We start from the raw sequence: 24,396 nt of genomic DNA, 5'->3' as shown, positions 1-24,396 counted from the left end.
CTCGACAGACGGTATTGTTGAGAAAGACTTTCCAAATTCACACCGTGTTTTTTACTTCCTCAGTCGAGAAAATAGTGAGGAAGCACCCCCGACATCAATGTAGCGGTCGGGGTTTATAAGTTAAATTGGATAATTACAACGCCAAGGCGGAACAAATAGCGCTGGGTTTATCCCTTCCTGTTTAAAAATTGAATCTAGTTCTTCTTCGGTGTTTGCTGTTAAACATTTCAGGTTGATTGTATTATCAGAATCAAGCCCGTCATTAAATTCAATCAAATTTTTTGGTATTTCAAAATCAACTACGCAATATTTAAAGTCTTTTGAACTCCTTAAAAAATCATATGCATGCGGACTGATTTTGGTTTTTTCTGGAATATTAAATAAAGCATACAAAGCAACCCAACGCCTCGTGTCACACGAATTAGATGAGACTTCTTGAGCTATTTTTGAGTGATTGCTAAACTCAATGCCATTCCAAACCCTTGCTGGAATACCTAATTTAACCATGTTGAATAAAGGTTCCTTACTGATTTCAATCAGGGATAAATAGCGTTGTATTTTCCTGCCCACTCCCTGTTTTGTCTGTGTTTTGATACAAGAAATTGAGCAGTGGCGATGGGAACTGTTCACCTGCCCCCATCCTACTGACCTACTGGGTTGCCCACTCAACTTTTCTGTCAACTGGGCCTCCTGCTTGTCATACTCTATAATTGTACGTTCCGCCCAAGAACATTTTCACCTTGAAAAACTTCGCGATATGATAATAATTTTGCTCTCAGGGCTAATATTATTTTATTGTCTCGTCACAAATAATTAGCTTCAATTTTTATGCACATAATCATCCCATGAAATAATTTCAGCTCCTCTTCTCTTGATAAACTCTAAAGCTGCTTGATGAAATTGTTCATCTTCCCAAAAAAAATTAAAGTATCGCCCGTCAGTTAATCTTGCTGCTAACTCATAGTCACCAGAATATGTCTCTTGTATAATGTATTCATCAAGGCTTATTCCATCTGAAGTCAGCTTTTCTGTGATTTCTTGGTCGGTAATTTTATCATTTTTACTCATGGAATTACTTCCTCTTTTTGGGGTTTCTAGATGGGAGAGGTTCTTTTCCTGGTCCAGGGTAAATTGTAGTTGTTTCTCCTGGTTTATCTCCCCAAATAATGGAGTGTGCTTGGGTCTTATGGTTTTGTTTTATATCAAGTTGCGCATAATAATATCCATTGATGGTTTTCATATCACCAGGTGATGGCCATTGCTGATAAATGTTTTCTGTAGGATGCGTATGTGCTATTGGCCTACTATTTTTAGGTTCGCCAACACGACCAGCATCTCCAGAATAGATTACATGACGCATTTTTCCATCAATCTCCTGCCTAACTAGTAAAACTTCTTTTGGAAAACCGGTAGAGTTATTAGTGCTTAATTTGAATAGGTCGCTATAAGAAACACTTCGATCTGTAATAATTTTGCCTGAGTTACCCGGCAGCTTTCCAGTCGCCAACAAATCATCCATTGATGATGATGGTATTTTAGGTATAGCACAAAATCTACTTTCTTCTTAAATTATGCATTTCCCGTTCAATCTCTTCTGGAGTTCTTCTACGTTTTTCAAATCCCACCACACCAATAACATTATGATTTAGATCCATAAAAATTTTCAATACATGACTTTCATTGTGGCAATTTATAATTAATATTTTCTCATCTGAAATTTTCATAAGTATATCTATTAGCTCATTAATTCCAAAATATTTAACACCAGCCTTGTCAAGATATTTTCGATGTATTTTAAACTCATTAATAGCTATGTTTTTATCATATTCGACCTCGATCAATTTTATCGAGGTCGAAAGTAAATCAATTGTCTCTTTAGACAATATTTTATTATCAAAACAACTGAGCCTGCGTATCAAAAAATCAATAGTTATCATGGTTTAAATACCTCGATGCCGCTATCACGAATCCCTTGCATAAGAACTTCTTGTTCAAAATATTTTCTATCAGAAAGCTCCTGTGACCATTTTTAATTACCGTCTTGGCTTCAGCTTTAACTCCAAAATTATACCATCAGTCTGAGAATAGGAACGAGCTATAGCATGGTCTCGCATCCAGGAAGTATATGGATTAATGCTAAAAACATTTCCTTCGTTATGAGTTCATCCTCTAATAGGAGGGGTATATCCTGCAAACCAGTTTTACCTTCTGGAAGCTGAATAACCCCTCACCTTCGTTCTATCATATACTCTTAATACAGCAGTTCATCCCTTGGTAGCTCCTAATTATTTATTAAAGGATGAGCTATAAAATTAAGTTATATTTTATAAGCAATGAAACCATTGGTATCATTCCAGTTCATTGCTTTCTCTATCTCTTCTATTAGTTCGTTAACATTATTGATGAAAATCACTTTCTTTATGTTGTCAATAATGTCTTCATCAAATGAAATAGCAGCTATCCATGAGTCTATATTAGGTAATTCATCGGTGATGAATTTTTTTAAATAGTTATTAGATACTAGGTGATTATTAACATCCTGCTCCCACTCATATATCGAATTATCGTCAATTGAATATATTGAGTAATTATCTAACTCTACATTTTGAGGTAATAAAATCTCGTATGATGGAGAGTGTTCGGGGGAGGCGAATTTCAGTGTGTCCATCCAAGAATATTTTTTTGGGGATTGGGAGAAACTCTCCCCCCCCCATGATATTAGGTCTTCTTTTAAATGACAAACATCATTACCCTTCGGTAAAAATAAATCCACATAGATATCCATACTATTTCCCTTGCGTTGATGTGTTAAATGGAAGCATTTGGTTACCTTTCGTTCTTAACCAAATTTTCCCGTCAAATATAAAAGGGTGCTGGTGAGGGTTTGGATGATGATGAGGCTTACCATGATCCCCCCAGTGAACTTCGCTTATAGGTACGGGTTGCCCATTAGCTAAAGGCCATGTATTTTCTGGGAATTCAGCTGACTGTCTATACACTCCACCACCTTCCGAGCTTACTTTACCTCCTAGAACCGTGTGCGCTCTTCCTTCAGCATCGGGATGAGGGAGAGGTATATCCTGACCGTTAACACGTTGCTTAACTAATTCAATAGGGTTTCCATTTTGGTCTCTCGGTATATAAATATTTTCTTGTGGCCTAAGTATTTCAGGTTCTGGGCTTCTATTTCCTGTAGCTTGATTATCAAACCCAGGGAGTCCTTTTAAACCCAGAGGATCTACCCAGCCAACCGGGTTTACATCAACATATTGATAAGGATTGAGCCCACCCGCCAACCCTATCAGAGCCGCCAGAAAATAACACCAAACACCCACCGGTTAAGGTAGTAATTCTGCCCGCTTTCCGCATTTTCTTACTGTGCTTGGCTGAATGGGAGTGGGTTGGCCGGTAGCGTTGGGGCTGGTGGTAAGATTAGCCTAGGCGAGGTCGTTATCAGCGCTGTGCAGGCGGTATTGGTAGTGTAATAATGAGGTTCAGCCCTGAGTTTGAACTCCCATTCTCAAGGCTGTAATTCAGTTTTTTTACTTCATTTATTGCATTAATTATATAAAAATAAATTACATATCCTTTAAATATTTCCTAGCTAAATGTCGGCTGCGCTGGGGGTGAGATTTATCCAACACAATTAGTTCCAATATCTCTTTTAATTTAATTTTTTCATCCAAACTGATGAGCTCTAGCCATTGCAATGCAAGGCTTGACCAATATTTTGACTCACTACAAAGAGCATGTTTTAAAAGTTCATTATATGGAAAATCATCACCAAGCTTCTCCTTGGTTGGCTGAGGTGAGCATTCCAAAATAGGGAAGGAAAACCAAAAGTCATCGCTGGTTTTAAGGGGGGGGATCTTGTTATTGGACATGACGACCCATTGCCCATCATTCAATAAGCAGATACCATTCCCATTCCTCATGGTCAGTTTTTTTCACTATTACTCATTTTTCCACCTTTGATGTTTGACATCAATTCCGTACTCTTTCATTTGGTTAACAAATTTATCACGAAGTTCTAATGTCCAGCGTTCTCCATAGTGTCCACTGTGCTCATTTGTAAGAAATCCCCCATTTTGTCCTCGTCTAAACATTCCACCTAAAACTTCTGTTCTATCTGATTTTATAGCTTCTGCAACATTTTCATGAGGTGAATATAAGGGGGTGGATCTTTATGGCATCCTACGTAAAATTTTCCTATTTTAGGGTCATAAACATATTCTATTGCTTTATTTGCTGGCGGAGAATAATGACGAATTGCCCCAGATGATTTTGATGCAGGCTCTAGTCCAAAAACGCCGCTAGTTGCAAGCTATTAGCTTCATGGTTAACCATATATACTTTCCTTGTTGAGATATCAGAAACAGGCACATCATCATCAATGATAATGTGCTTCCTTATTCGAACGATTAACTTAAAAATAATCCTTAGCCGTTACTGAGTTGAAATTCTCAGCGTTCAAGGTTTGTTTAGGCTTACAACTAAAGAGCGATCAGAGGACCGCTCTTTGGTTATTACTATAATTCATGAAGATTCTTATAGGAGTCTCTAATTAAAACGTCTATGTACTCATCAGGTACCGCACAAACTACTCCAGTTAAACCTTTTTCTTCACTTCCTACGCAGACTAAAGAATCTTCGGTTTCTTGTACGTCATTAATAAAATCATCTAAATAATTACTTGCTATAGGTTGCCATTTTCCGCATAGATGGAAATTATCTGGTTGCGGGTCAAGTATCTTACCGACGGCTTCTTTTTTCCAAAAAACTGTAAGTTCACTCATTCTTTTGTTCTCACTCTATCGATTATCTCGAATCCTGATTTACTCTTACCCTCAGCTGGAACATATAAATCTTTGATTCCAAATTCTTTCATATCTTCATCACCGAACCGTTTTGTCCTACCCCCACGTTGAATTAGTTCTAGATTGAAGTCAATCCCTCCTGAGCGAGGGCCTCTGATAGTAATCAACTCAGCAGGAACACCAACTGATCCAAGTTTAGCTAAATTAGCCTCTGCGCCAGCTTTATCAAGAGTTGTTGATATTACTGGGCTACTAGCCCTTCCTCCCTGAGCTTGCTGCATAGCATTTACTGCGACACTAGGATCATCAGACGTCATACGTCTCATTAAACGATGACGTTCTCTATTAGCTTGCAATAAGCTGCGACCTTTTAATCTTTGATCCAAAAAAGCGCCACCTAGAAGAATATCTGATGAATTATTAATAGGTTGAACTCTATACACTTCGACCAGGTCATTCTGTAGTTTCTCTACCCCTTCAAATCCGTTACTGTCTACCTTAAACAGCCCCAACGGATCTACCCAACCCACAGGGTTTCCATTGACATAAGCATACCCATTTAACCCGCCCAGCAATCCCACCGGATCCGCCGTCAGATACCGCCCAACTCCCGGATCATAATACCGGTTCAGGTTGTAATACAGCCCGCTTTCCGCATCTTCGTACTGCCCCTGAAAACGCAGTGGGTTGTTGACCTTCGGTTGTGGGTGTTCATACGGATCATCCGGTGGCGTCCATTCCTCGGTCAGTTGCCCATAGGCGCTGTACTGCCCCCGCCATACGGTATTGCCCTGGCTGTCCGTCAGGCTGTGCGGCGTACCAAGGTGATCATTCTGGTACCAATAGGTCCTGACCTTCGGGCTGTTCACCCGTGTAGAGCCCACCACCGTCGCCATCGGCCTGTGGCTACCCGGCTCATACAAGAACGTCTGCCAGTGCTGCTGATTGTCCGTTTCCGCAATCAGCTTATTGCCCTGCCACAGGTATTCTGTGGTCCGGCCCTCTACGGTTTTACTGGTTCGGCGGTTAAACGCATCATAAGTGTAGGTGGTTACTTGCCCGTGCGGATCGGTCCGCTTTATCAGCCGGTGCCGACAGTCATAGGCAAAGGTGGTCACCAATTTGTGGGCCTTGCCGCGCCGCTCTACCGCCAGGTTACCAAAGCGATCGTACTCGAAGTGCCTGTCACCAAAAAACGCCAGCCGGTTGCCAGGGGCGCTGTCCCGCTCGCCCTGTTCACTGACCCGGTTACCGGCCCCGTCGTACAGGAAGCTTTCCCCTGCTACGCTGTGCCGATCTACCGCTGTGTGGCTGCCGGGGAATTGTGCACTCAGTAACTGCCCCCGCGCATCATAGCCGTATTCCCGTGGGGCATTGCCCGTGATGCTCGCTAGTTCACCCTGCGCCTGGTAACGGTAATGCTGCTCCCACAGTGGCTGTAGCCCCATCTCGCCGGGCCCCTGCAAGCGGTGCTCCACCATACGCCCCAGACTATCGTACTGGTAGCGGTTGACCAGCCCGTTGCCCTGCCGCCGCTCCTGCTCGCGCCCGGCGTTGTCGTGGCTGAACGCCAGCAGCGGCTGTTCATTCAGCGTGATCCCCTGCACCTGGCCATGCTGGTAGTGGTAGGCCAGCTGTTGGCCGTCTGGCAGTCGGCTGCCTTTCAACAACCCGCTGTGCGGATCGTACTCATGACGCTGCGTTGCCCACCCCTGGTGCTCTGCCACCAGGCGATTGGCGATGTCGTATTCCCAGGCCAGCGGTGTCTGCCCGTCATTGACGGCAATTAACCGCCCCAGTGCATCATAGTCGTACTGCTCTACCTGCCCATCCGGCAGGGTCTTACGCAGCAGTTTTCCCTGCCAGTCGCGCTGGTAGGTGGTGACCAGCGGCTCCGCATCTGGCTGATTGCCGTACTCTTGTTTTTCAATCAGCCTGTCGTTCAGATCGTATGCATACGCGGTTTTAACCCCGTCAAACCCAATCTCTTCACTCAGCAGCCCCGTCGCCGTGTAAGCCAGGCGGTAACTTTCCCCTTTCGGGTTGAGGATCTCACTGACCTGCAGGTGCGTGTTGTCGTAACGGTACTCCAGCGCACTGCCATCTGGCAGGATTTTGCGCGTCAGCAGATGCAGGGGAGCTGCGTACTCGTAGCGGGTCACCAAACCGGCCGGATCGCGCGATTCGGTTACCTTGCCATAGGCATTGTAACGGTATTGCTGGGTGCGGCCGTCCGGCGTGGTCTGTTCCAGCAACCGTTCCAACGCATCCCAGACAAAATGGGTGGTATTACCTGCTTCATCGGTGACGGCGATCGGCTGGGTGCCAAGGGGGGTATAACGGTAACGGCGCACGCTACCGCCACTGGTGGTACTCTCCAGTAAACGCCCTACGTTATCCCAACGATACGTTTGTGTCACCCCGTCAGGATGGGTAACGGCGCGCATCTTCCCGTTCGGGAAGTAGTCGTACTCGGTCACCTGTTCCCCAGGTGAGCGCGCCGCGTAGATATCCCCATGTTCATTAATGCTATTGAGCCACACTTGCTCCAGGCGACCACTACCCTTGGCCACCCGCTTGAGCTGACCGTCCAGATAGGTGTAGCGTGTCATGCTCCCATCCGGGCTCAGTTCGAGCACCAGGTTACCCGCGTCGTCATAAAAATAACGGGTCTGCTGGCCCAACGCATCGGTGGTGCTGACGCGTAACCCCTCTTCGTTGTACGTATGGCGGGTTTCTGCACCGTTCGCTGCCCGCCGGAAAATCAGCCGGGCCTGGCCGTCGTATTGATAAATCTCCTGGCTGCCGTCGCAGCGCCTTAGCGTCACCTGCCGCTGGTTATCGTCCCACAGGTAACGGGTATCTAACTGGGCGAAATTGCCATACTGACGGATACAGCGTGATGCTGGTCCCACGCCTTCCCAGGCCCAGTTAAAACAGGCGCCGCCCGCCAACTGGCGCTGTGTGATGACATGGGCCTCGTTGTACTGGTAGTGCTCTTGCTCCCCACAGGCGTTCAGGGCGCTGGCCAGTTGCCCGGCCGCGTTGTAGGTGTAATGTGCCAGCACTTGCTGCGTCACCCAGACCGCATCACGATAGGCCTCTTCACGGATCAGTGCCTGCAAATGGACCTGCGCGATGTGCGCCGAGTCATCATCCGTGTACTGGAACAACAACCGGCCCTGCGCATGCTGTAGGTGGATCAGGCGCTGCTGGCGATCGTATTCCAGTTGCAGACGGTTGTGATATTTGTCGCTGAGGGCGGTCAACCGCCCCCATTCTCCCTCACGCACAAAGGTATACACCCCTGCGCCACCGCCAAAGGTGAGGAAGTATTCGTTCTCGTGGCTACCGAGGGCCAGCACCGCGCCCCCGAGCACATTGGTCAGGGTAGGGTGTTCGGCATTCGGATAGGGGAAGGGGGTCCGCTGGTTTTCATCGTTATGCCAGACAATGGTGTCGTCGGTAAAATGCAGGCGGTGGGAAAGGCTATGGCTCCAGCCGTACCCCAACCCCAGATCCAACTCACAGGCGCTGGTGCGGTAAAAACGCTGCCAGGTGAAGGGCAACAACCCTGGCAGGCTGCCTTCGCTAATCGTCAACAGTTCTTCGCCGGTGCACAATGATATCGGATCGCCATCCAGATCAGCGTTCTCGCTTCTTGGCGTCGCCTTACCCTGCGGATTCTGACCGCTGCTGTTGGCCTGGGTGATCGGCGATTCAATCTTGATTTCATTAAGATTATTAGAGCGTGCGACCACACTGCTCTGATTTTCCAGCCCCTTGCCCAAGCCAGCGGAGTCGATATTCGCGGTTTTTTTAATATTTAACGGTACTGCTCCTGCCCGGGTAGGGTTCATGGCCACATAGTGGGGGATGTGCTCATTGATCAGGGTAATGATTTCTCTAATCCCCCCCATGATCTCTTTCCCTGCGGTGGCATTGGCACGAAACAACGGTTTCATTGGCTCTCCTTAATTAGTCGCCGGTTTAATACCGGCTAAGCTATCCAACCCGTCCAGGGCTATTTTTGCTACGGAACCGGGTAGCACGATGTAGAGCAACAGCATCATGACCAGCTCACCTGCCGCTCCCCCGGCAAAATTGGCGATCTGTTGCGGTGTCAGCAGGCAAAAGTAGCTGTATAAGGCGTGGGCACAGATAAACATCAGTACCTCATCGGAGAGGATCACTAATGTATCGGCAATCTCTTTTTTGCCGCTTTCATACAGCTCTTTCATTTTATCCACCCCCTTCTGGCCGATATAAGCCAGCATGGCATCCACGTTTTCACTGGTGACCCATTGCACGATCTTTTTGGCGGTCTGGTACAATTCGAGGATTTTGTCACGTAACCCGGCAAAAAAGGCCTTGAACGCCTGGGTAAAGTCCACCTGAGAGCCCTGGGCTGCAAAAGCCTGCCAAGCTGCCCGCTGCTGTGTGCCCCACTGGGTTTCCAGCAGGTTGGTACACTTGACGATCAGCTCGCTGTAGGATTCATCCAGCCGCTGGAGGTTACTTTCACTGCTGGCCTGGGCGTTGACGACAACGTGATAGGTGTAGGCATCGTCGCACTCGGGCAGTTCGATGGTGGCCATCCCGTTGTCATCGAAAGCCAGGCCATCCAGCACCGTGATGTCCTCAAAGTCCGAGGACGCCATATTGTTGTAGTAAGGCCCGTATGCCTGGTTGACACTCATATAGGCTATCTGCTGAAACTGTTCCGGGGCCTTTTTCTTACGTTTGATGATCTTGAAGGGCGAACCCGCGATTGGAATATACCCCTTGGCTTCAAAGGCGTGCGTCAGGGTAATGGGTTGGTTAAGGGTGCACTGCATGATGCCGTTAAACTTTTCATTGTCTATCCGCTTGGTGGCAATGACAAAGTCCCCGACTTTCACCTCTTGATCCATCAACAGCAAGCTGCCCAATAGCGGAAACTCTGTCGTATCGTGGTAGCGTTTCAGGCAATTTTTAAAGCTGCTGACGACCTGTTGATAACGCGTTTCAGGGGTCAGGGGGTCAGCAGGGATCGTCACCCGTTTGTTGTAATTCCCGTATGCGCTGCTGGTATACGTCGTCGAGTTGTTGCCATACCCATAATAACTCATCACTCACTCTCCAATGTGGTGACGATGCGAGCCATCAGCCCTTCACGCTGCCCATGGCTTTGCACCAGTAAATGTCGGATCTTCATCTCCAGTAAGGCAGGGGGAAAACGCCCATAGAGATCGGCACGGGTTTCCTGCAATTGCTGTAATGCCTGGGCAATCACCGGCCCAGGATCCGTTTTCAGAAGTTGGTCAATCAGACGTTGCGGCACCTGCCACCAGGGGCTAACCTGGGCTTGCGCCGTGGGATCTACCGGGCAGGTAAACACCTCGCCGTTTATCCAGTAATCCGAGAACACCGGCAGAACATCTATCCAGTGCTCCCCCATATAACGCAGGTGTGCCGGCAGAAAACGTCCATCCCAGTAGCGGAAAAACACCGCTTTACCCCCAGGCATGATCACCTGAGTCAAACCGGCAAGGTGGGCCGCCAGGGCAACCTGCGGTAACGGTGAACGCGCCAACCAGCCCCAGTTGCGCAGGGGCGTTTCTGCCACCCAGTGCAGGAACGGGCTGCCATCAGTGAGCGGCACCAGCACCGGCATCACCTCGAACCAGTTGGCATACGGCGTATTGGCGTAAAGCCCGTACGGCGTGCGGCTGCCGTCCTCACGGTAATAGGCCTTGATGCCTTCAGCACCGTTGGTATTGGCCAGGACAGCGTACAGCGGTGAACCAGCCGTGTTCTTCAACCAGTTTTGTAGGGTCTGTTGCATCTCAGCTCTTCCTTGACGACGACGCAAATAGTGAGTGTGGCGGTTGCTTAAATGGCAAGAGCGCGCTCGATATCCCTCTTTCCCGATTAAAACGAGACAGAACTGGCACTTTTGCCGGGGATATCATTAACATATCTGGAGTGTATGAGTTGCGTAGAGTAATAAGGATAAAATCTTAGAGCAACGTTTTCGCACAATTAATGGCGAAAAAGTTGTTTTAAATATTACTGTTTTTTATGTTTGATATTTTAAATATAATTTTTAGTAATGATTTTGGTTTGGCAGTAGGAGGTAAATCTTCAGATAGAATTGCTGAATTGTCGGGGCAAAGATGCTCGACCGTAGGGGCGCCGCATGCTGCGCCCATTGAGTTGCAAGCCTAGCACTATGTAATGAGGCCAGTTTTCAGCATTACATTCTTCTGCGTAGCAGATGGCGTGCACCTTCCAGTACCAGCAGCATGACCGCCAGCCAGATCGGGAGATAGGTCAGCCACTGGTTGGCGTTAATGGTTTCACCCAACAGCAGTGCGACGATCACCAACAATACCGGCTCTACATAGCTCAACAGGCCAAACAGGCTGAAAGGGAGCAGGCGACTGGCCAGGATATAGCACACCAGCGCCAGCGCGCTGATAATGCCCAACAGCGGGATTTGCAAATATAGCAGCGGTTTGGCCGTCAGCGCCGCCAGCGGTTCTGAGCCACCAAGGGCAAACAGCGCGGCAACCGGCAGCATCAGCGTCAGCTCACACCACAGTCCGCCCAAATGATCGGTGCCCAAGCGGCGGCGCAGAATAAAGTAAACGGGATAGCCTAACGCGACTACCAGCGTTGACCAGGAAACCCCGCCCACCTGGATCAGCTCATTACCCACGCCAACCAGTGCACATAGGGCCGCCATCTTTTGCAGCACAGACAGGCGATCGCGGAAAAACACTCGCCCTGCCAACACCATGGTCAGCGGCAACAGGAAATAGCCGAGTGAGACATCCAGTGCCATACCGTGCAGCGGTGCCCACAGGAATAGCCACAACTGAACTCCTAGTATTGAGGTGGTGAGCAGTAACAACAGCACGCGATGCGGGCGCTGCCGTAGCCAGTTCAGCATCTCTTTCACCCGCACCCAGTCGCCGGAAAGCAGCATAAACAGCGTCAGAAACGGCAGCGTCAGCAAGGTGCGCCAACCATAGATTTCCTCGCCGTCGAGTGGGGTTAGCATTGAGGTGTAGTAATACATCACGCCGAACAGCAGGGAAGCGACGACGGAAAGTATGATGCCCTTGATCACCAGCGTTCCTGATTATTAATGGAATTTCCTGCGGCTACTCTAAGGTTATTTAGCTCTAACAACAATGAATTACGCCGGACTGGACAACAACGGCCAAGCGGTTAGAATTACACCTGTGTATTTATCCAGGTAAAGGCGATGACAATCGATCTGTTTGAAGATGCGCTGCCACCGCCCTGGCGTGAGGAAATCGCGCCGGGGGCGGTGGTATTGCACGGTTTTGTTCGCGATCACGGGCCGGAACTGCTGGCGGCGGTCAACGGCGTGGTGGCACAGGTGCCTTGGCGGCATATGACCACGCCGGGCGGTTTCACCATGTCGGTGGCCATGAGCTGGTGCGGCAACGGCTGGAACAGCGACAGTAATGGCTACCGCTATTCGCAGCGCGATCCCGGAACCGGCAAAAGTTGGCCAGAAATCCCGGCAATTTTGCTGGCTTTGGCCGATGAAGCGGCTTTGCAGGCCGGGTTTGGTCATTACGTCCCGGATTCCTGCCTGATGAATCGCTACGATCCGGGCAGCAAGCTTTCGCTGCATCAAGATATTGACGAGCATGATTTTACGGCACCGATCGTTTCGGTATCGCTGGGGCTACCGGCCGTTTTTCAGTTTGGTGGCCTGCAACGCAGCGACAGAACGCAGCGTATCCCTCTGGCCCACGGTGACGTGGTGGTCTGGGGCGGCCCGTCGCGATTGTGTTTCCACGGCATCATGCCGGTGAAAGAGGGTTATCATTCACTGGTGGGGTCACACCGCATCAATATCACCCTGCGCAAGGCGCTTTAACGCGGGTTCCTGGCCTAAACTGGCCACCAGATAGTCAATAAATACCCGCAACTTGGGGGGGAGATGCTGAGTTGGGGCATATAGCAGCCACAGATCGCCATGATAGCTGCTGAGGAAATCCCATTCTGGCAACACCTGCACAATCTCACCGCTGGCCAGCGCCTGGTGGGCGGTAAAGTAGGGCAGGCTGCCGATACCAATATGCTGTTTCACCGCGTCCAACCGAACCCCTGTGTGGTTGGCGGCATAGCGCCCCCGGACATTGACCGAAACCGTTTTGCCGTTGCGGCGAAAACGCCAGCGTGCGTCGCTGGGCGTCTCCCCCAGATATATGCAGCTATGCTCCGTCAGGTCTCTTGGGTGACGCGGCGTGCCCTGCTGGGCCAGGTAATGCGGAGTGGCGCAGAGCAAATGTTCGATGGTCATCAACGGGCGGCCGATCAGGCCCGGTGACGGGCGGTCGGTGATGCGCAGTGCCAGATCGACCCGATCGTCGATCAAATCCATGTAGCGGTCTTCCAACCGTAGATGAACATCCACCTGCGGATAGCGCTGCAAGAACGCCGGCATGTGAGGATGCAGAACAAAGTGCCCGACGGCCTTCGGCACGCTGACGCTGATCGTCCCTTCCGGCTCTGAGCTGCCCTGGCCGCTGATGGTCAACACTGAGTTGGCGGCATCCAGCATGCTGCGGCAGCGCTGAAAAACGGCCTCCCCTTGCTCACTTAGGCGCAGTTTGCGGGTGGTACGGTGCAACAGCCGTACGTTCAGCGCTTGTTCCAACCTGGCAACGCTGCGGCTGGTGGCAGAAGGGGAGCTGCCCAACTGGCGGGCGGCGGCGGAGAAGCTGCCGCTTTCCACCACCTGAACAAATACGGCCATTTCAACCAGCAGTGCGCTGGAAAGATTTGTGCTCATGGCGCAAAGGTCCATTGTAGTGAAGACGGATTATCAGCCGATTATGGCACGAATATAATAACGGCGTTAACCAGGAGAGAGCCCATGACCGAACGACTTTATTATTATCACGATGATTTGCAACTCCAGGCACGGGTATTGTCCTGCACGGCGCAAGAGGATGGCAGCTATGCGGTGCAGTTGGATGCGACACTGTTTCACCCACAGGGCGGCGGGCAGCCAAGCGATAGCGGCACGATCGGCGGCGTAGCGGTGTTACGAGTTGCCGCGCAGGGCGATCAATTACTCCATTATCTGGCCGAGCCATTGCCTTGTGGCCTGGTCACGCTGGAGATCGACGGTGAACAACGACACCTGCATACCCGTTGGCATTCTGCCGGGCATTTGATTGGCTGGCTGGGGGAGGGCCAAGGCTGGCAGCCGGTGAAAGCGCACCACTGGCCGGGGGAAGGGCGTATTACCTTTGCGCCGGGTGCGCAGACAACAGTGTTGGAACAGGAATATTTACAGCAACGGCTGATGGATTTGATCGCCGCCGATTTGCCACGTAGGCAGCAAGAGCAGCAAGGCGTCCGCCAGGTCGGGTTTGGCGATCTGCCAGCTTATGGCTGCGGTGGCACCCATGTGCGTTCGCTGGCGGAGTTGGGCAAGGTGCAAATCACCGCCGTCAAGATGAAGAAAGGGCAGTTGATTGTGCAGTATCAGGTGGATTGATGGGGCGTGTAGGCGTGCCTGGCCACTGCTTGGCGCGTTACTGCTTTTTTCATCATTAGTTAGCGAAATTAGTTCGTTCAACTCCGTGCCGTTTTGGTTTGTTATCTAACCCATAACAAACCGACATAAAGAAGGCACGGCACCCATGTTTAATTTTCCTTTCAAGGCGTTAACCAGCGGACTGGCAGTGGTTTTAGGCGCTGCGGCTGCGGCGAGCCCGGCCATTGCGGCGGTGCAGGGCGGCACTCTGATCTATCTGGAGCAGCAGGCGCATACCAATCTGTATCCCCCTTCCGGCGGGTTTTATCCCAACGGCGGTATCCTTAACCAGATCACCGACAAGCTGACCTACCAGAACCCCAAGACGCTGGAGATCGAACCCTGGATCGCCGAGTCCTGGTCCAGCAACCCTGATAAAACGGAATATACCTTCAAATTTCGCCCCGGCGTGACGTTCTCCGACGGGACGCCGCTGGATGCCAACGCGGTAGCGAAGAACTTTGATACCTACGGTTTGGGCAATAAATCGCTGCGCTTGCCGGTTTCCGAGGTGATCAATAACTATGACCACAGTGAGGTCATCGATCCGCTGACGGTCAAATTCTATTTCAAACGCTCGTCCCCAGGTTTCCTGCAAGGTACGGCGACCATCGGTTCCGGGCTGGTGTCGCTCAGCACGCTGAACCGCCAATACGATGAACTGGGTGATGCGCGCCATATTATCGGCTCTGGCCCGTTTGTGGTGAGCGGTGAAACCCTGGGGCGCGAGGTCGATCTCAGCGTACGTAAAGACTATCGCTGGGGACCAGCCAAGCTGGCTCAGCAAGGGCGGGCCAATCTGGATGCCATCAAGGTGATCGTCACCCCGGAAGACAGCGTGCGAATTGGTGCGTTGCAGGCCGGACAGGCGGACTTTATTCGCCAGATCCAGGCTTACGATGAGAAGCAAACCCAGGATCAGGGCTTTACGATCTATGCTGCGCCAACCCGTGGCGTCAACGACAGCATTGCCTTCAGACCAGACAATCCGCTGGTGGCCGACATTCGCGTGCGGCAAGCGCTGCTGCATGCCACCGACAGCAAACAGATCGTCGATACGCTGTTCTCTGCCAACTACCCACAAGCTAAATCGGTGATTGCCTCCTCGGCAGCCGGTTTTGTCGATCTCTCCGATAAATTGACCTTCGATCTGGCGAAGGCCAACCGCCTGCTGGATGACGCCGGTTGGCAAAAGGGCAGCGACGGCCTGCGCCAGAAGGATGGTAAGAAGCTGTTGTTAACGGTGTACGAGTCGCTGCCACAGCCGCAAAACAAGGCGGTGCTACAACTGGTCTCGCAGCAGTGGGGCAAGGTGGGGGCGCGGTTGAATATCTTGGCAGGCGATGCAGGTAGCCGGGTGGCGGATAACCTCGATCCGCAAAAGACCCCGGCTTCGGTGGTAGAAGTGGGCCGTGCCGATCCCGATGTGATTAAAAGCCAGTTTTATCCCACCAATCGTGATGGCCTGTTGCAGCAGGGGGGCACCAGCCAGAACAGTAAATTTATCGACAACTCACTGAACCAACTGCTGCTGGGGATCGCCTCTGAAGTGGACCCGGCCAAGCGCTTACAGATTGCCGGTGAGGCGCAAAAGTATCTGCTGGATCAGGCCTATGTGATCCCGTTCTTTGAAGAGCCGCAGGTCTTTGCCGGTGCTCCCTATCTGAAAGGTGTCAACTTTGAAGCCGTGGGTCGGCCAAGCTTCTATGGCGCGTGGTTAGAGAAACGGTAACGCCATATTCGAGGAGATAAAGATGCTGAAATACCTGAGTGGCCGAACCGGGCAGGCGTTGTTGGTGCTGTGGGCGGCATTTACGCTGTCGTTTATCTTGCTGCAGGTGCTGCCAGGCGACGCGATCCTGATTAAATTTCAGAACCCGGATATGGGCCTTAGTCCGGCGCAGATTGCCGACATGCGCGCCGCCTACGGTGCCGATATCCCCCTGTGGCAGCAATATCTGCATACGCTGGGGAATTTCCTGCGCGGTGATTTGGGCTATTCGATCCAGAACGGCGTGCCGGTGAGTGCCTTGCTGGCTGCCAACCTGCCTGCCACCCTGCAACTGGCGGTGCTGGGTTTCACCCTGGCCTTGCTGTTGGCACTGGTCATTGCCTTTGTCTCCAATCTGACCGGTTTTGGCTGGCTGAAATCGACGCTGCAATCGCTGCCTGCGCTGTTTGTGTCGGTTCCCACCTTCTGGCTTGGCATCGTGTTGATCCAGATCTTCTCATTCCGGCTGAAGCTGGTGCCGATCATTAATCCAGGCGAGTGGGTTGGCCTACTGTTGCCGATCGCCACCTTGGCAATCCCAATCTCTGCACCGCTGGCGCAGATCCTGATCCGCAGCATTGATAGCGTGCAAACTCAGCCGTTTGTGGCGGTGGCGCGTGCCAAAGGGGCTAGCCGTAGCGGAGTGCTGTGGCGACATGTGGCGCGTAACGCCATGCTGCCGGTGCTGACTATCGCGGGCATTTTGTTTGGCGAACTGATCGCCGGAGCGCTGATCACCGAAACCGTATTTGGCCGCAGTGGCCTGGGACAACTGACACAGCAGGCGGTCGTGAACCAGGATGTGGCGGTGCTACAGGCGGTGGTGATGATCTCTGCCGCCGCCTTTGTCTTCCTCAATCTGCTGGTCGATCTGCTGTTCCCGTTGCTCGATCCCAGACTGAAAACCTATGCAGGAGCGACCCGATGAGCAGTATTCCGTTGGAAAAATCCGTGATGCCGGAACGCGATCTGTCCGGTGGGGAAGCCGAAGGGAGTGTACGCACAGCCAGGCCTGCTCAGCGGCGTTATCCGCTTAGCCTGTGGCTAGCCTGGATCGTGCTTGGGATCGCTGTGCTATGGGCGATCGCCCCAGAACTCTTTACTGTGTACAGCGGCACGGAAGGGATTGCCGGAGCACAACGTCTGGCACCCGGTGGTGAACATTGGCTAGGCACCGATCCGCTGGGGCGCGATCTCTACGCCCGGATCGTCTATGGCGCATCGCACACTTTATCCGCAGCGCTAGTTGCCGTGGCGCTGGGGCTGGTTGTGGGGACGTCGCTGGGTGTGGTCGCTGGGGCTTTAGGCGGCATCGTCGATGATGTTGTGATGCGCTTGGTTGATGTTTTGCTGTCGATCCCTGGGCTGCTGCTTTCTTTGAGCGTAATTATCCTGCTGGGCTTCGGCACGGTGAATGCGGCGCTGGCGGTGGGGATCTCGTCGGTGGCCAACTTTGCGCGTCTGGCACGTGCGGAGGTGCTGAGGGTGCGGCACAGCGACTACGTTGAAGCGGCCTACGGCAGCGGCGGACACTTTTGGGCGGTGCTATGGCGGCATATTTTGCCTAATTCGCTGACCTCGGTGATTGCATTCTCTGCCCTACAGTTTGGCAATGCCATTCTGGCGATTGCCACCCTGAGTTTTCTGGGATACGGCACGCCACCGCCCACGCCGGAATGGGGCTTGCTGATCGCCGAAGGGCGTAACTACATCTCAACGGCCTGGTGGCTGACTACCTTCCCCGGCCTGATGGTGGTTGCCGTGGTGCTGGCCGCCAACCGAATCAGCCATGCATTAGGGAGCGCGCGCCGATGAACCCACAGACAACCGTTTCACCTGTGCCCTTGCTGGAGCTGGATAACGTTTCTATCGCCTATCAGCAGGGCAACAGCAGCCAGCGGGTAGTACACAACGTTTCTTTTACCATTCAGCCGGGGGAAGTCGTTGCCCTGGTTGGGGAGTCTGGATCGGGGAAAACCACCACGGCCCAGGCGATTATCGGCCTGCTGGCGGAAAATGGCCGCCTGGAGCAGGGGGCTATCCGGCTTAATGGCACCGATATTGCGCACTGGTCACCGCGCCAGTTGGATGCGGTGCGTGGTGCGCAGATAAGCCTGATCCCGCAAGATCCCGCCAGTTCGCTGAACCCGGTTAAAACCATCGGTGAGCAGGTTGCCGAGATCATTAATATTCACCGACGCCTGCCACGCAAGCGGGTACAGCTTCGGGTAGTAGAGTTGCTCACCCGTGTAGGGCTGACTCATCCGGAATTGCGGGCGCGTCAGTATCCGCACGAACTTTCTGGCGGTATGAAACAGCGGGTGCTGATTGCCATCGCCATCGCGTTACAGCCTGCGTTGATTATTGCCGATGAACCGACCAGTGCGTTGGACGTGACGGTACAAAAACGCATTCTCGATCTGATCGACGAACTGCGTCAGGAGTTTGGCACGGCGGTGCTGTTCGTCACCCATGATTTGGGCGTGGCGGCGGAACGGGCCGATCGGCTGCTGGTATTTCGTCATGGCAGGGTACAAGAACAGGGGCAAACGGCGGCGGTATTGCAGGCACCGGCGCATGAATATACCCGCCGCTTGTTTGCCGATGTGCCTTCGCTGGCCTCCGTCGCTCCGCCAGCGATTGTCCGTAAGGCGGAACCGGCTATCGTCGTCAACGAACTGGTGAAGGATTTCCGTTTTGCTGGCAGAGGCGGGCAGCCGTTCCGCGCTTTGGATCGGGTGTCGTTCAGCGTGCAGCGCGGCACCACACATGCGCTTGTCGGCGAGTCTGGCTCCGGTAAAACCACCTTGGCCCGCTGCCTGTTGGGTTTTCAGCGGCCGGATGCTGGGCAGATCGTTATCGACGGCGTCGATTTTACCCGGCTAAAGGGCGAGGCGCTGCGCCAGTTTCGGCGGCGTATCCAACTGGTCTATCAAAACCCCTTTGCTTCGCTCGATCCGGCGCAAACCTTGTATCAGGCGATCGAAGAGCCGTTGCTCAACTTTGAGCCTGTCGCCAAGGCTGAGCGTTACCGGCGGGTGCGGGAACTGTTCGAGCGAGTTGCTCTGCCTGCCGAGCTCTTGACGCGCAAACCGCGTGAGCTTTCCGGTGGCCAACGCCAACGGGTCGCCATCGCCCGTGCTCTGATACTGCAACCTCGGGTGTTGGTATTGGATGAGGCCACTTCGGCACTAGACGTGACCGTGCAGGCGCAAATCCTGCGCTTATTGCAGCAGCTACAGCAGGAGCTGGGGCTGACCTACCTGTTTATCTCGCACGATCTGGCGACGGTGCGGCAAATCTCGCACAGCGTCTCGGTGCTGTGCCGTGGGGAGCAGGTAGATGTGGGCACTACCGCCGAGATATTTGCCCGGCCGGGCAGTGACTATACCCGCCAATTGATTGCGGCCATTCCTGGCCGTGGGATGTATCAAACTTTGAAGGATGCCTCATGAGCGCTAAACGTCTCGGCTTTTTTACCCGCCTGCTGGATAACGGCAGTGCTCAGGAACGTTACCGGCTGGCCACCGAGCAGATTGTCCATGCCGAACGCGCCGGGTTCGACACCGCCTGGGTTGCGCAGCACCATTTTCATCAGGATGAGGGCGGGCTGCCTTCACCCCTGGTTTTTTTGGCTCAGGCTGCGGCGCACACCCGGCATATTCGTTTGGGGACTGGAGTGATCACCTTGCCGATGGAGTCTGCCGTTCGCGTGGCGGAAGATACGGCAGTGTTGGATCTGCTATCTGGTGGCCGGTTGGAAGTGGGGCTGGCGGCAGGAGGAACCCCGTCTTCGTTTAGCGCTTTTGGTATTGATGCCGAGCGGCGTAATGCGGCGTTTAACGATAATTTACGCATTCTGCTGGATGCCTGGGGCGGCGAAGCGCTCGGCAACGCGGCCAACCGTCTCTATCCGGCCGCTCCCCAATTGAAAAAACGCGTTTGGCAAGCCACCTTCTCGGTTGAAGGTGGGATCCGGGCTGGTAAGGCTGGGGATGGGCTGATGTTGTCACGTACTCAACCCCGGCCGCCAGCCACACCGGATACGCCACTCGATGAGCTGCAAAATCCGATTATTGATGCCTATCTCGCCGCGCTGCCGCCTGGGGTGGAGCCCCGCATCATGGGATCGCGCACCGCTTTTGTGACCGAAGATCAGAACCGTGCACGGGATTTTGCTGCACAGGGGCTTAGCCGTGGATTGGAGCGTTTACGCGCCAGTGGGCATCAGGTGCAGGATGAATCGCTCGACGGTCTGATCCGCGCTTTTGACGTGCATCTCGGTACGCCAGAACAGGTGATCGCCTCGTTGCAACGCGATAGCGCGCTGGCCCGCGTCACCGATTTGGCATTTCAGGTGCACTCTATCGATCCGCCACACGCCTATATTTTGCGCTCCATTGAGCTGATTGCTCGCGACGTTGCACCGGCACTGGGCTGGCAGCGGCGCAATCCTGCCACGTTGGCTTATTCACATCACGCAGAGGAAAACGTATGACCGACACCCAGGATCACCTGACCAGACTTGCTGAAATCGCCCCAGACTCTCCTTTGGCACAGGCCAGAGCAACACGTCAGGCGGCCACCGACGGGATTGAGGCCAGCTATCAGAGGCTGTTCGCGCCACAGGATGTGGGCGGCTTTGGGATTGCGGAGCGCCTGCTGTTGGCACAACGTATCAGTGAATGGCACGGCGATCGGCAACTGGCGGCGCATTATGCCCAATTGCAACAAGCTCAGCCCGCAGACGGCCCACGTTTGCAGGCTGCATTGGATCATGCAGAACGCCTGGCCTTCAAGCCTGCCGGGGCCGAAGCCAAACACTTACAGGCTCTGCAACAGGCGGGGTGGTCGTTGGATGACATTGTCACGCTTTCACAACTGATCGCCTTTGTCAGTTTCCAGAGCCGTCTGTTGTTCGGCTACCGCTTGCTGGCTGGATTGCCGGTAGCGACCAGCGGTCGTGCTCCCGTCCGAGCCTCCGCTTGGCGCACTGCGAGCCATACAACCAGTGGCCGCCATGCACCGCCTGCGTTCACCAGCCAGGAGTTGGGATGGGAGCCTTGGATTGCTGCTAAGCCCTTGGAGGCGTTTGACGAGCCGGGAAAAGCCTTGCTGACCAAGTTCGGTCACGCGAATTCTGACTATTTCCGTTTGTTGGCGCGCGATCATGCGGTGTTGGAACAACGAACCATCACGGATAGGGCCATTTTCTACACCGCTGGTGGTCTGGCCCGCCAGGATCGGGAGTTGGCTGCGGCGGTGGCCAGCAAGGTGAACGGCTGTATTTACTGTGCTTCGGTGCATGTGCGTAAAGCGGCGCAGTTATCTAAAAGGACAGATGAGGTGCAGCGCCTGTTGGATGTCGCGCCTGGAGGGATCTTGAGCGAGGGGCAGGGTGAGGATTGGCGTACGCAAATAGACTTTGCCGCCGCGCTTTCGGCCACGCCACCACAGGCCAACGCGGCTCAGTTGGTTGCGTTACGCGAACAAGGGTTGGGCGAACTGGAACTGTTGGACCTGGTGCAGGCGACGGCCTTCTTCGCCTGGGCCAACCGGTTGATGCTCACGCTCGGCGAACCTTATGACGATTGAGTCATACGGTGTTTAAACAGCAAAAAGCCCGCTTAGTTGCCTAAGCGGGCTTTTCTAAATATGGCTCCTCTGACTGGACTCGAACCAGTGACATACGGATTAACAGTCCGCCGTTCTACCGACTGAACTACAGAGGAATCGTGTGAACGGGGCGAATAATAGCGGTGCCGATGGGGCTTGTAAAGCATGAAAATGCACAAAAGTTCCGTTTGTCGAGGTTATGAGCAAATCGGCTTATTTTCCAGCAGCTTAAACTTTATCACTGGCAGGCAGTCCACTATCAATGTAGGCCGAACACATTTTGTGAGTTAATCCCGAATTTTGCGAGGTGTGGATATTTTAAAGAGCAAGGCCGAGAAAATTCCTAATAATAAAGCGAGGAAATGAGATTTTTTGCTAAGATATTTCCTGTAATTTGTGGGGATTGTTCCTAATAATCGATGGGAGAGCCAGCTTAAGGATTATCATCAAACCCCGTATTTTTAACACAACAATCAGAATGCCTCGGATAAATCTTTGGTTCGTGCTGTCGTTATAGAAAATCATCCGGGCACGTGTGGAGTAAATCGCCAAAAAATGCATTTTTAATAATATAAACATCTATTTTTTATCATGGTTAATAGTCATCTTTATTCGGAAAAATGACGGGCAGAAGCATAGCGGCGGATATCGTCATTAATTAATCTATCTAATTGTTTTTAATGTATATTATTTTGATTTTTTGCGGTTTTCTTTACCGGGGGATCAGAGTGGATGCTGTTGCATACCGGAGCGTATCCTTATCCTTCCTGGCGACTAACGCCGTTTTTGCCCCGCAACTCGGCGTTCAGGCTCGCTTGTAGAGTTGCTGGATATACAAAATACCAGTATTATTTTGCACTTCATAAACGTCGTGGGTAGGTTAAATCGCTGGCAAGTTGCGGCGCATTATTGCGCTATGCAGGTCACCGAGGAAACCCGGCTCAGTATTCGTTAAGTCAATAGACCATGGCGAATGTTGCAAGAGTAGGGGCAATGAGCGGCCATAGTATAGCTCCAGTGAATGTTTGCTACTGAAGAGCCTCCCCTATATCATTGCTGAAAAGTGCACATATTATTTATCCAGGATATAACCGATCTTGTCTGAGTTGACCTATCGGTAACGGAATTTTTTGAAAGGAATTTTCGATGATAAGCACCCAAAAGAACCTCTGTTTAGGCGTAATACTGTGCAGTGGTTTATTGCTGGCAGGATGCCAGAAAACCGCACAGACCCGTTCGCAAGAAGACTCGCCAGCGACCACCGTACAAGCTCCCCCTCAGCAGATCAGCGTGTCCCCGCCACCACAACCGGTTGCCGCAGAAACCAAAACCAGCAAGATTGGCCTTTGCCAAAGCGAGTTGGCCTCACTCAAGCAGGTTAATCCGAAGGCTTACGCGGTCAAACAGGCCAACTTTAACCGTCTGGTGAACAATGCCTCGGTTTATAGCGCGGTGCGCGGCGATGTCAATTCGACAACCAAAGACACTCTTGATGCGTTGTACAAATACAAGACCAATCAGTTATGTGCCGAGATCGAACGTGATGTCCTGCAAGGCCTGATCCAGAGAGGGGAAAGCGTGAAATGAAACGCAGGATATATTGCGGTGCCTTGTTGACGTTGGCGTTGCCGCTAGGAGTCGTAAGGGCTGAGGAGGCGGTTAATCCCGATGCCCATGCGTTGAATTCACTGGACGCGATCACACGCCAGGTGGATGAGGCTCCGGCACTCCTGTTTCTGACGCCTTCCCAACTGGATACAGCAGAACCTGCAAGACCCAAAAGTAGTAAGCCTGCCGGCAGCAAACCTAACGCACTGGCAAAGTCGGCGGATGAGAGGGGCAGTGAGCGTATTCGCGAGATGAAGACGCTGCAGGCAACCATCAATCAGCTGAAAGCCAAAGTCACCAGCCAGGAAGCGGCTCTTGAACAGTTGCGTAAAGCGCAATCTCAGTCAGCGGGTTCTTCAGCAGAGTTGGCGCGTCTGCAACAGGCCATTGAGCAAAGCCAACGTGAAAATGCGCGGCTGCAGCAGCAGCTTGCCGCACAGGCCAAGGAAAGCGAGCGTCAGATGCAGCAAATGAAGCTGCAACAGCAGGAGCAACGTAACAGTTCGCAATTGCAGCAACAATTGGCAGCGCAAACCAAAGATAACGAACAAAAAGCGCAACAGATCAAGCAACTGCAGCAAACGTTACAGCAAAATCAACAGGCCATTGCCCAACTGCAGAACCAGTTGTCAGCCCGTAGCAAAGAGAATGAACAGAAGTCCCAGCAGGCGATGGCGAAGCTGCAGGAGCAACTGGCTGCCCAGACCAAAGACAGCCAGCAGAAAGCTGAGCAGGTGAAACAGTTGCAGCAGGCTGGTGCCAAGTTGCAAGAGCAACTGACGGCGTATGCTAAAACTAACGATGAAAAAGCCGAGCAGGCCAAGCAACTGCAGCAAAATCAGCAGGCGTTGGCGAAACTGCAAGCACAGTTGGCTGCCCAGGCAAAAGACAGTGAACAAAAAGCCTTGCAGGTAACACAGCTGCAAGATCAACTGTCAGCACGTAGCAAAGAGAATGACCAGAAGTCCCAGCAGGCGATGGCGAAACTGCAGGAGCAACTGGCTGCCCAA

24 protein-coding genes and 1 tRNA gene are annotated in these 24,396 nt (G+C 52.3%); 10 read left to right on the top strand and 15 right to left on the bottom strand.

Translation table 11 applies throughout. The features are described from left to right. Window positions 1-120: 120 nt before the first annotated feature. From N6G83_RS24500 to rarD, 13 genes are all read right to left on the bottom strand, one after another. Window positions 121-681, bottom strand: a complete 561-nt coding sequence (locus tag N6G83_RS24500; RefSeq protein ID WP_143182318.1) for a hypothetical protein — start codon at window positions 679-681, stop codon at window positions 121-123. 138 nt (window positions 682-819) lie between these two features. Continuing rightward, a complete protein-coding gene (locus tag N6G83_RS24495) occupies window positions 820-1,068 on the bottom strand; it encodes a hypothetical protein (RefSeq protein ID WP_074031949.1) in 249 nt (82 codons plus the stop codon). A 4-nt stretch (window positions 1,069-1,072) separates the two neighbouring features. After that, the gene (locus N6G83_RS24490; protein WP_211136599.1) at window positions 1,073-1,519 is read right to left on the bottom strand and encodes a hypothetical protein; all 447 of its coding nucleotides are present in this window, start codon (window positions 1,517-1,519) and stop codon (window positions 1,073-1,075) included. A gap of 34 nt (window positions 1,520-1,553) precedes the next feature. Next, window positions 1,554-1,937 (bottom strand): hypothetical protein, encoded by a 384-nt coding sequence (locus N6G83_RS24485; RefSeq protein ID WP_211136600.1) that lies wholly within the window; start codon window positions 1,935-1,937, stop codon window positions 1,554-1,556. A 380-nt stretch (window positions 1,938-2,317) separates the two neighbouring features. Further along, window positions 2,318-2,785 (bottom strand): hypothetical protein, encoded by a 468-nt coding sequence (locus N6G83_RS24480; RefSeq protein WP_211136601.1) that lies wholly within the window; start codon window positions 2,783-2,785, stop codon window positions 2,318-2,320. 1 nt (window position 2,786) lies between these two features. Continuing rightward, a complete protein-coding gene (locus tag N6G83_RS24475) occupies window positions 2,787-3,296 on the bottom strand; it encodes a hypothetical protein (RefSeq protein ID WP_138106316.1) in 510 nt (169 codons plus the stop codon). 282 nt (window positions 3,297-3,578) lie between these two features. Then, entirely contained in the window at window positions 3,579-3,884 is a 306-nt protein-coding gene (locus N6G83_RS24470; RefSeq protein WP_211136602.1) for a hypothetical protein, read from the bottom strand. Between the two features lie 69 nt (window positions 3,885-3,953). Beyond that, entirely contained in the window at window positions 3,954-4,139 is a 186-nt protein-coding gene (locus N6G83_RS54950) for a polymorphic toxin type 43 domain-containing protein (RefSeq protein ID WP_138106379.1), read from the bottom strand. 390 nt (window positions 4,140-4,529) lie between these two features. Beyond that, entirely contained in the window at window positions 4,530-4,796 is a 267-nt protein-coding gene (locus N6G83_RS24465; RefSeq protein ID WP_098930593.1) for a hypothetical protein, read from the bottom strand. Further along, window positions 4,793-8,782 carry an RHS repeat-associated core domain-containing protein gene (locus N6G83_RS24460; RefSeq protein ID WP_260524040.1) on the bottom strand — a complete coding sequence of 1,330 codons (3,990 nt, stop codon included), beginning with the start codon at window positions 8,780-8,782 and terminating at the stop codon, window positions 4,793-4,795. The genes N6G83_RS24465 and N6G83_RS24460 overlap by 4 nt, the downstream gene beginning before the upstream one ends. A 9-nt stretch (window positions 8,783-8,791) precedes the next feature. Beyond that, window positions 8,792-9,928, bottom strand: a complete 1,137-nt coding sequence (locus tag N6G83_RS24455) for a hypothetical protein (protein ID WP_260524039.1) — start codon at window positions 9,926-9,928, stop codon at window positions 8,792-8,794. After that, entirely contained in the window at window positions 9,928-10,644 is a 717-nt protein-coding gene (locus tag N6G83_RS24450) for a DUF4123 domain-containing protein (protein WP_260524038.1), read from the bottom strand. Before N6G83_RS24450 ends, N6G83_RS24455 begins: the two co-directional genes overlap by 1 nt. Window positions 10,645-11,055: 411 nt before the next feature. Beyond that, the gene (rarD, locus tag N6G83_RS24445; RefSeq protein ID WP_074032276.1) at window positions 11,056-11,934 is read right to left on the bottom strand and encodes an EamA family transporter RarD; all 879 of its coding nucleotides are present in this window, start codon (window positions 11,932-11,934) and stop codon (window positions 11,056-11,058) included. Between the two features lie 138 nt (window positions 11,935-12,072). Between rarD and alkB the strand changes: the two genes are divergently transcribed. After that, window positions 12,073-12,720 carry a DNA oxidative demethylase AlkB gene (gene alkB, locus N6G83_RS24440; protein ID WP_024528142.1) on the top strand — a complete coding sequence of 216 codons (648 nt, stop codon included), beginning with the start codon at window positions 12,073-12,075 and terminating at the stop codon, window positions 12,718-12,720. Here alkB and N6G83_RS24435 read toward each other — a convergent pair. Next, entirely contained in the window at window positions 12,682-13,638 is a 957-nt protein-coding gene (locus N6G83_RS24435; protein ID WP_024528143.1) for a LysR family transcriptional regulator, read from the bottom strand. The two genes, alkB and N6G83_RS24435, sit on opposite strands and share 39 nt — an antisense overlap. 84 nt (window positions 13,639-13,722) lie before the next feature. On the opposite strand from N6G83_RS24435, the gene N6G83_RS24430 reads away from it, so the two are divergent. The 7 genes from N6G83_RS24430 to N6G83_RS24400 all read left to right on the top strand — a co-directional run bounded on the left by N6G83_RS24430 (window position 13,723) and on the right by N6G83_RS24400 (window position 21,757). Beyond that, complete coding sequence (locus N6G83_RS24430) at window positions 13,723-14,352, top strand: hypothetical protein (protein ID WP_065683291.1); 630 nt, start codon at window positions 13,723-13,725, stop codon at window positions 14,350-14,352. A gap of 145 nt (window positions 14,353-14,497) precedes the next feature. Continuing rightward, window positions 14,498-16,123, top strand: a complete 1,626-nt coding sequence (locus tag N6G83_RS24425) for a TIGR04028 family ABC transporter substrate-binding protein (RefSeq protein WP_211134820.1) — start codon at window positions 14,498-14,500, stop codon at window positions 16,121-16,123. 22 nt (window positions 16,124-16,145) lie between these two features. Beyond that, entirely contained in the window at window positions 16,146-17,090 is a 945-nt protein-coding gene (locus N6G83_RS24420) for an ABC transporter permease (protein ID WP_211134821.1), read from the top strand. After that, window positions 17,087-17,977 carry an ABC transporter permease gene (locus N6G83_RS24415; protein ID WP_211134822.1) on the top strand — a complete coding sequence of 297 codons (891 nt, stop codon included), beginning with the start codon at window positions 17,087-17,089 and terminating at the stop codon, window positions 17,975-17,977. The genes N6G83_RS24420 and N6G83_RS24415 overlap by 4 nt, the downstream gene beginning before the upstream one ends. Next, window positions 17,974-19,617 carry an ABC transporter ATP-binding protein gene (locus N6G83_RS24410; protein WP_211134823.1) on the top strand — a complete coding sequence of 548 codons (1,644 nt, stop codon included), beginning with the start codon at window positions 17,974-17,976 and terminating at the stop codon, window positions 19,615-19,617. Before N6G83_RS24415 ends, N6G83_RS24410 begins: the two co-directional genes overlap by 4 nt. Next, window positions 19,614-20,660, top strand: coding sequence for a putative FMN-dependent luciferase-like monooxygenase (locus tag N6G83_RS24405; RefSeq protein WP_211134824.1), 1,047 nt, complete (start codon window positions 19,614-19,616; stop codon window positions 20,658-20,660). The genes N6G83_RS24410 and N6G83_RS24405 overlap by 4 nt, the downstream gene beginning before the upstream one ends. Further along, window positions 20,657-21,757, top strand: a complete 1,101-nt coding sequence (locus N6G83_RS24400; protein WP_211134825.1) for an alkylhydroperoxidase domain protein — start codon at window positions 20,657-20,659, stop codon at window positions 21,755-21,757. The genes N6G83_RS24405 and N6G83_RS24400 overlap by 4 nt, the downstream gene beginning before the upstream one ends. Window positions 21,758-21,818: 61 nt before the next feature. Here the strand turns inward: N6G83_RS24400 and N6G83_RS24395 are convergent. Then, window positions 21,819-21,894, bottom strand: a tRNA-Asn gene (locus N6G83_RS24395). Window positions 21,895-22,924: 1,030 nt separating this feature from the next. Here N6G83_RS24395 and N6G83_RS24390 point away from each other — a divergent pair. Both N6G83_RS24390 and N6G83_RS24385 read left to right on the top strand, forming a co-directional pair. Next, window positions 22,925-23,365 (top strand): hypothetical protein, encoded by a 441-nt coding sequence (locus N6G83_RS24390; RefSeq protein WP_024528157.1) that lies wholly within the window; start codon window positions 22,925-22,927, stop codon window positions 23,363-23,365. Then, on the top strand, window positions 23,362-24,396 hold a 1,035-nt coding region (locus tag N6G83_RS24385; RefSeq protein ID WP_260524037.1), incomplete at its 3' end, for a hypothetical protein. The genes N6G83_RS24390 and N6G83_RS24385, both read left to right, overlap by 4 nt.

Source organism: Serratia sp. PL7, from assembly GCF_945957435.1.
The sequence above is the reverse complement of the archived record's forward strand: the minus strand, read 5'-3'. Positions and strand labels throughout refer to the sequence as shown.

What these genes read in the sequence shown, in the direction of transcription:
- N6G83_RS24495 (WP_074031949.1), bottom strand. Translation starts at nt 1,068, where the DNA reads ATGAGTAAAAATGATAAAATTACCGACCAAGAAATCACAGAAAAGCTG.
- N6G83_RS24490 (WP_211136599.1), bottom strand. Translation starts at nt 1,519, where the DNA reads ATGGATGATTTGTTGGCGACTGGAAAGCTGCCGGGTAACTCAGGCAAA.
- N6G83_RS24485 (WP_211136600.1), bottom strand. Translation starts at nt 1,937, where the DNA reads ATGATAACTATTGATTTTTTGATACGCAGGCTCAGTTGTTTTGATAAT.
- N6G83_RS24480 (WP_211136601.1), bottom strand. Translation starts at nt 2,785, where the DNA reads ATGGATATCTATGTGGATTTATTTTTACCGAAGGGTAATGATGTTTGT.
- N6G83_RS24470 (WP_211136602.1), bottom strand. Translation starts at nt 3,884, where the DNA reads ATGTCCAATAACAAGATCCCCCCCCTTAAAACCAGCGATGACTTTTGG.
- N6G83_RS24465 (WP_098930593.1), bottom strand. Translation starts at nt 4,796, where the DNA reads ATGAGTGAACTTACAGTTTTTTGGAAAAAAGAAGCCGTCGGTAAGATA.
- N6G83_RS24460 (WP_260524040.1), bottom strand. Translation starts at nt 8,782, where the DNA reads ATGAAACCGTTGTTTCGTGCCAATGCCACCGCAGGGAAAGAGATCATG.
- N6G83_RS24455 (WP_260524039.1), bottom strand. Translation starts at nt 9,928, where the DNA reads ATGAGTTATTATGGGTATGGCAACAACTCGACGACGTATACCAGCAGC.
- N6G83_RS24450 (WP_260524038.1), bottom strand. Translation starts at nt 10,644, where the DNA reads ATGCAACAGACCCTACAAAACTGGTTGAAGAACACGGCTGGTTCACCG.
- alkB (WP_024528142.1), top strand. Translation starts at nt 12,073, where the DNA reads ATGACAATCGATCTGTTTGAAGATGCGCTGCCACCGCCCTGGCGTGAG.
- N6G83_RS24435 (WP_024528143.1), bottom strand. Translation starts at nt 13,638, where the DNA reads ATGAGCACAAATCTTTCCAGCGCACTGCTGGTTGAAATGGCCGTATTT.
- N6G83_RS24430 (WP_065683291.1), top strand. Translation starts at nt 13,723, where the DNA reads ATGACCGAACGACTTTATTATTATCACGATGATTTGCAACTCCAGGCA.
- N6G83_RS24425 (WP_211134820.1), top strand. Translation starts at nt 14,498, where the DNA reads ATGTTTAATTTTCCTTTCAAGGCGTTAACCAGCGGACTGGCAGTGGTT.
- N6G83_RS24420 (WP_211134821.1), top strand. Translation starts at nt 16,146, where the DNA reads ATGCTGAAATACCTGAGTGGCCGAACCGGGCAGGCGTTGTTGGTGCTG.
- N6G83_RS24415 (WP_211134822.1), top strand. Translation starts at nt 17,087, where the DNA reads ATGAGCAGTATTCCGTTGGAAAAATCCGTGATGCCGGAACGCGATCTG.
- N6G83_RS24410 (WP_211134823.1), top strand. Translation starts at nt 17,974, where the DNA reads ATGAACCCACAGACAACCGTTTCACCTGTGCCCTTGCTGGAGCTGGAT.
- N6G83_RS24405 (WP_211134824.1), top strand. Translation starts at nt 19,614, where the DNA reads ATGAGCGCTAAACGTCTCGGCTTTTTTACCCGCCTGCTGGATAACGGC.
- N6G83_RS24400 (WP_211134825.1), top strand. Translation starts at nt 20,657, where the DNA reads ATGACCGACACCCAGGATCACCTGACCAGACTTGCTGAAATCGCCCCA.
- N6G83_RS24390 (WP_024528157.1), top strand. Translation starts at nt 22,925, where the DNA reads ATGATAAGCACCCAAAAGAACCTCTGTTTAGGCGTAATACTGTGCAGT.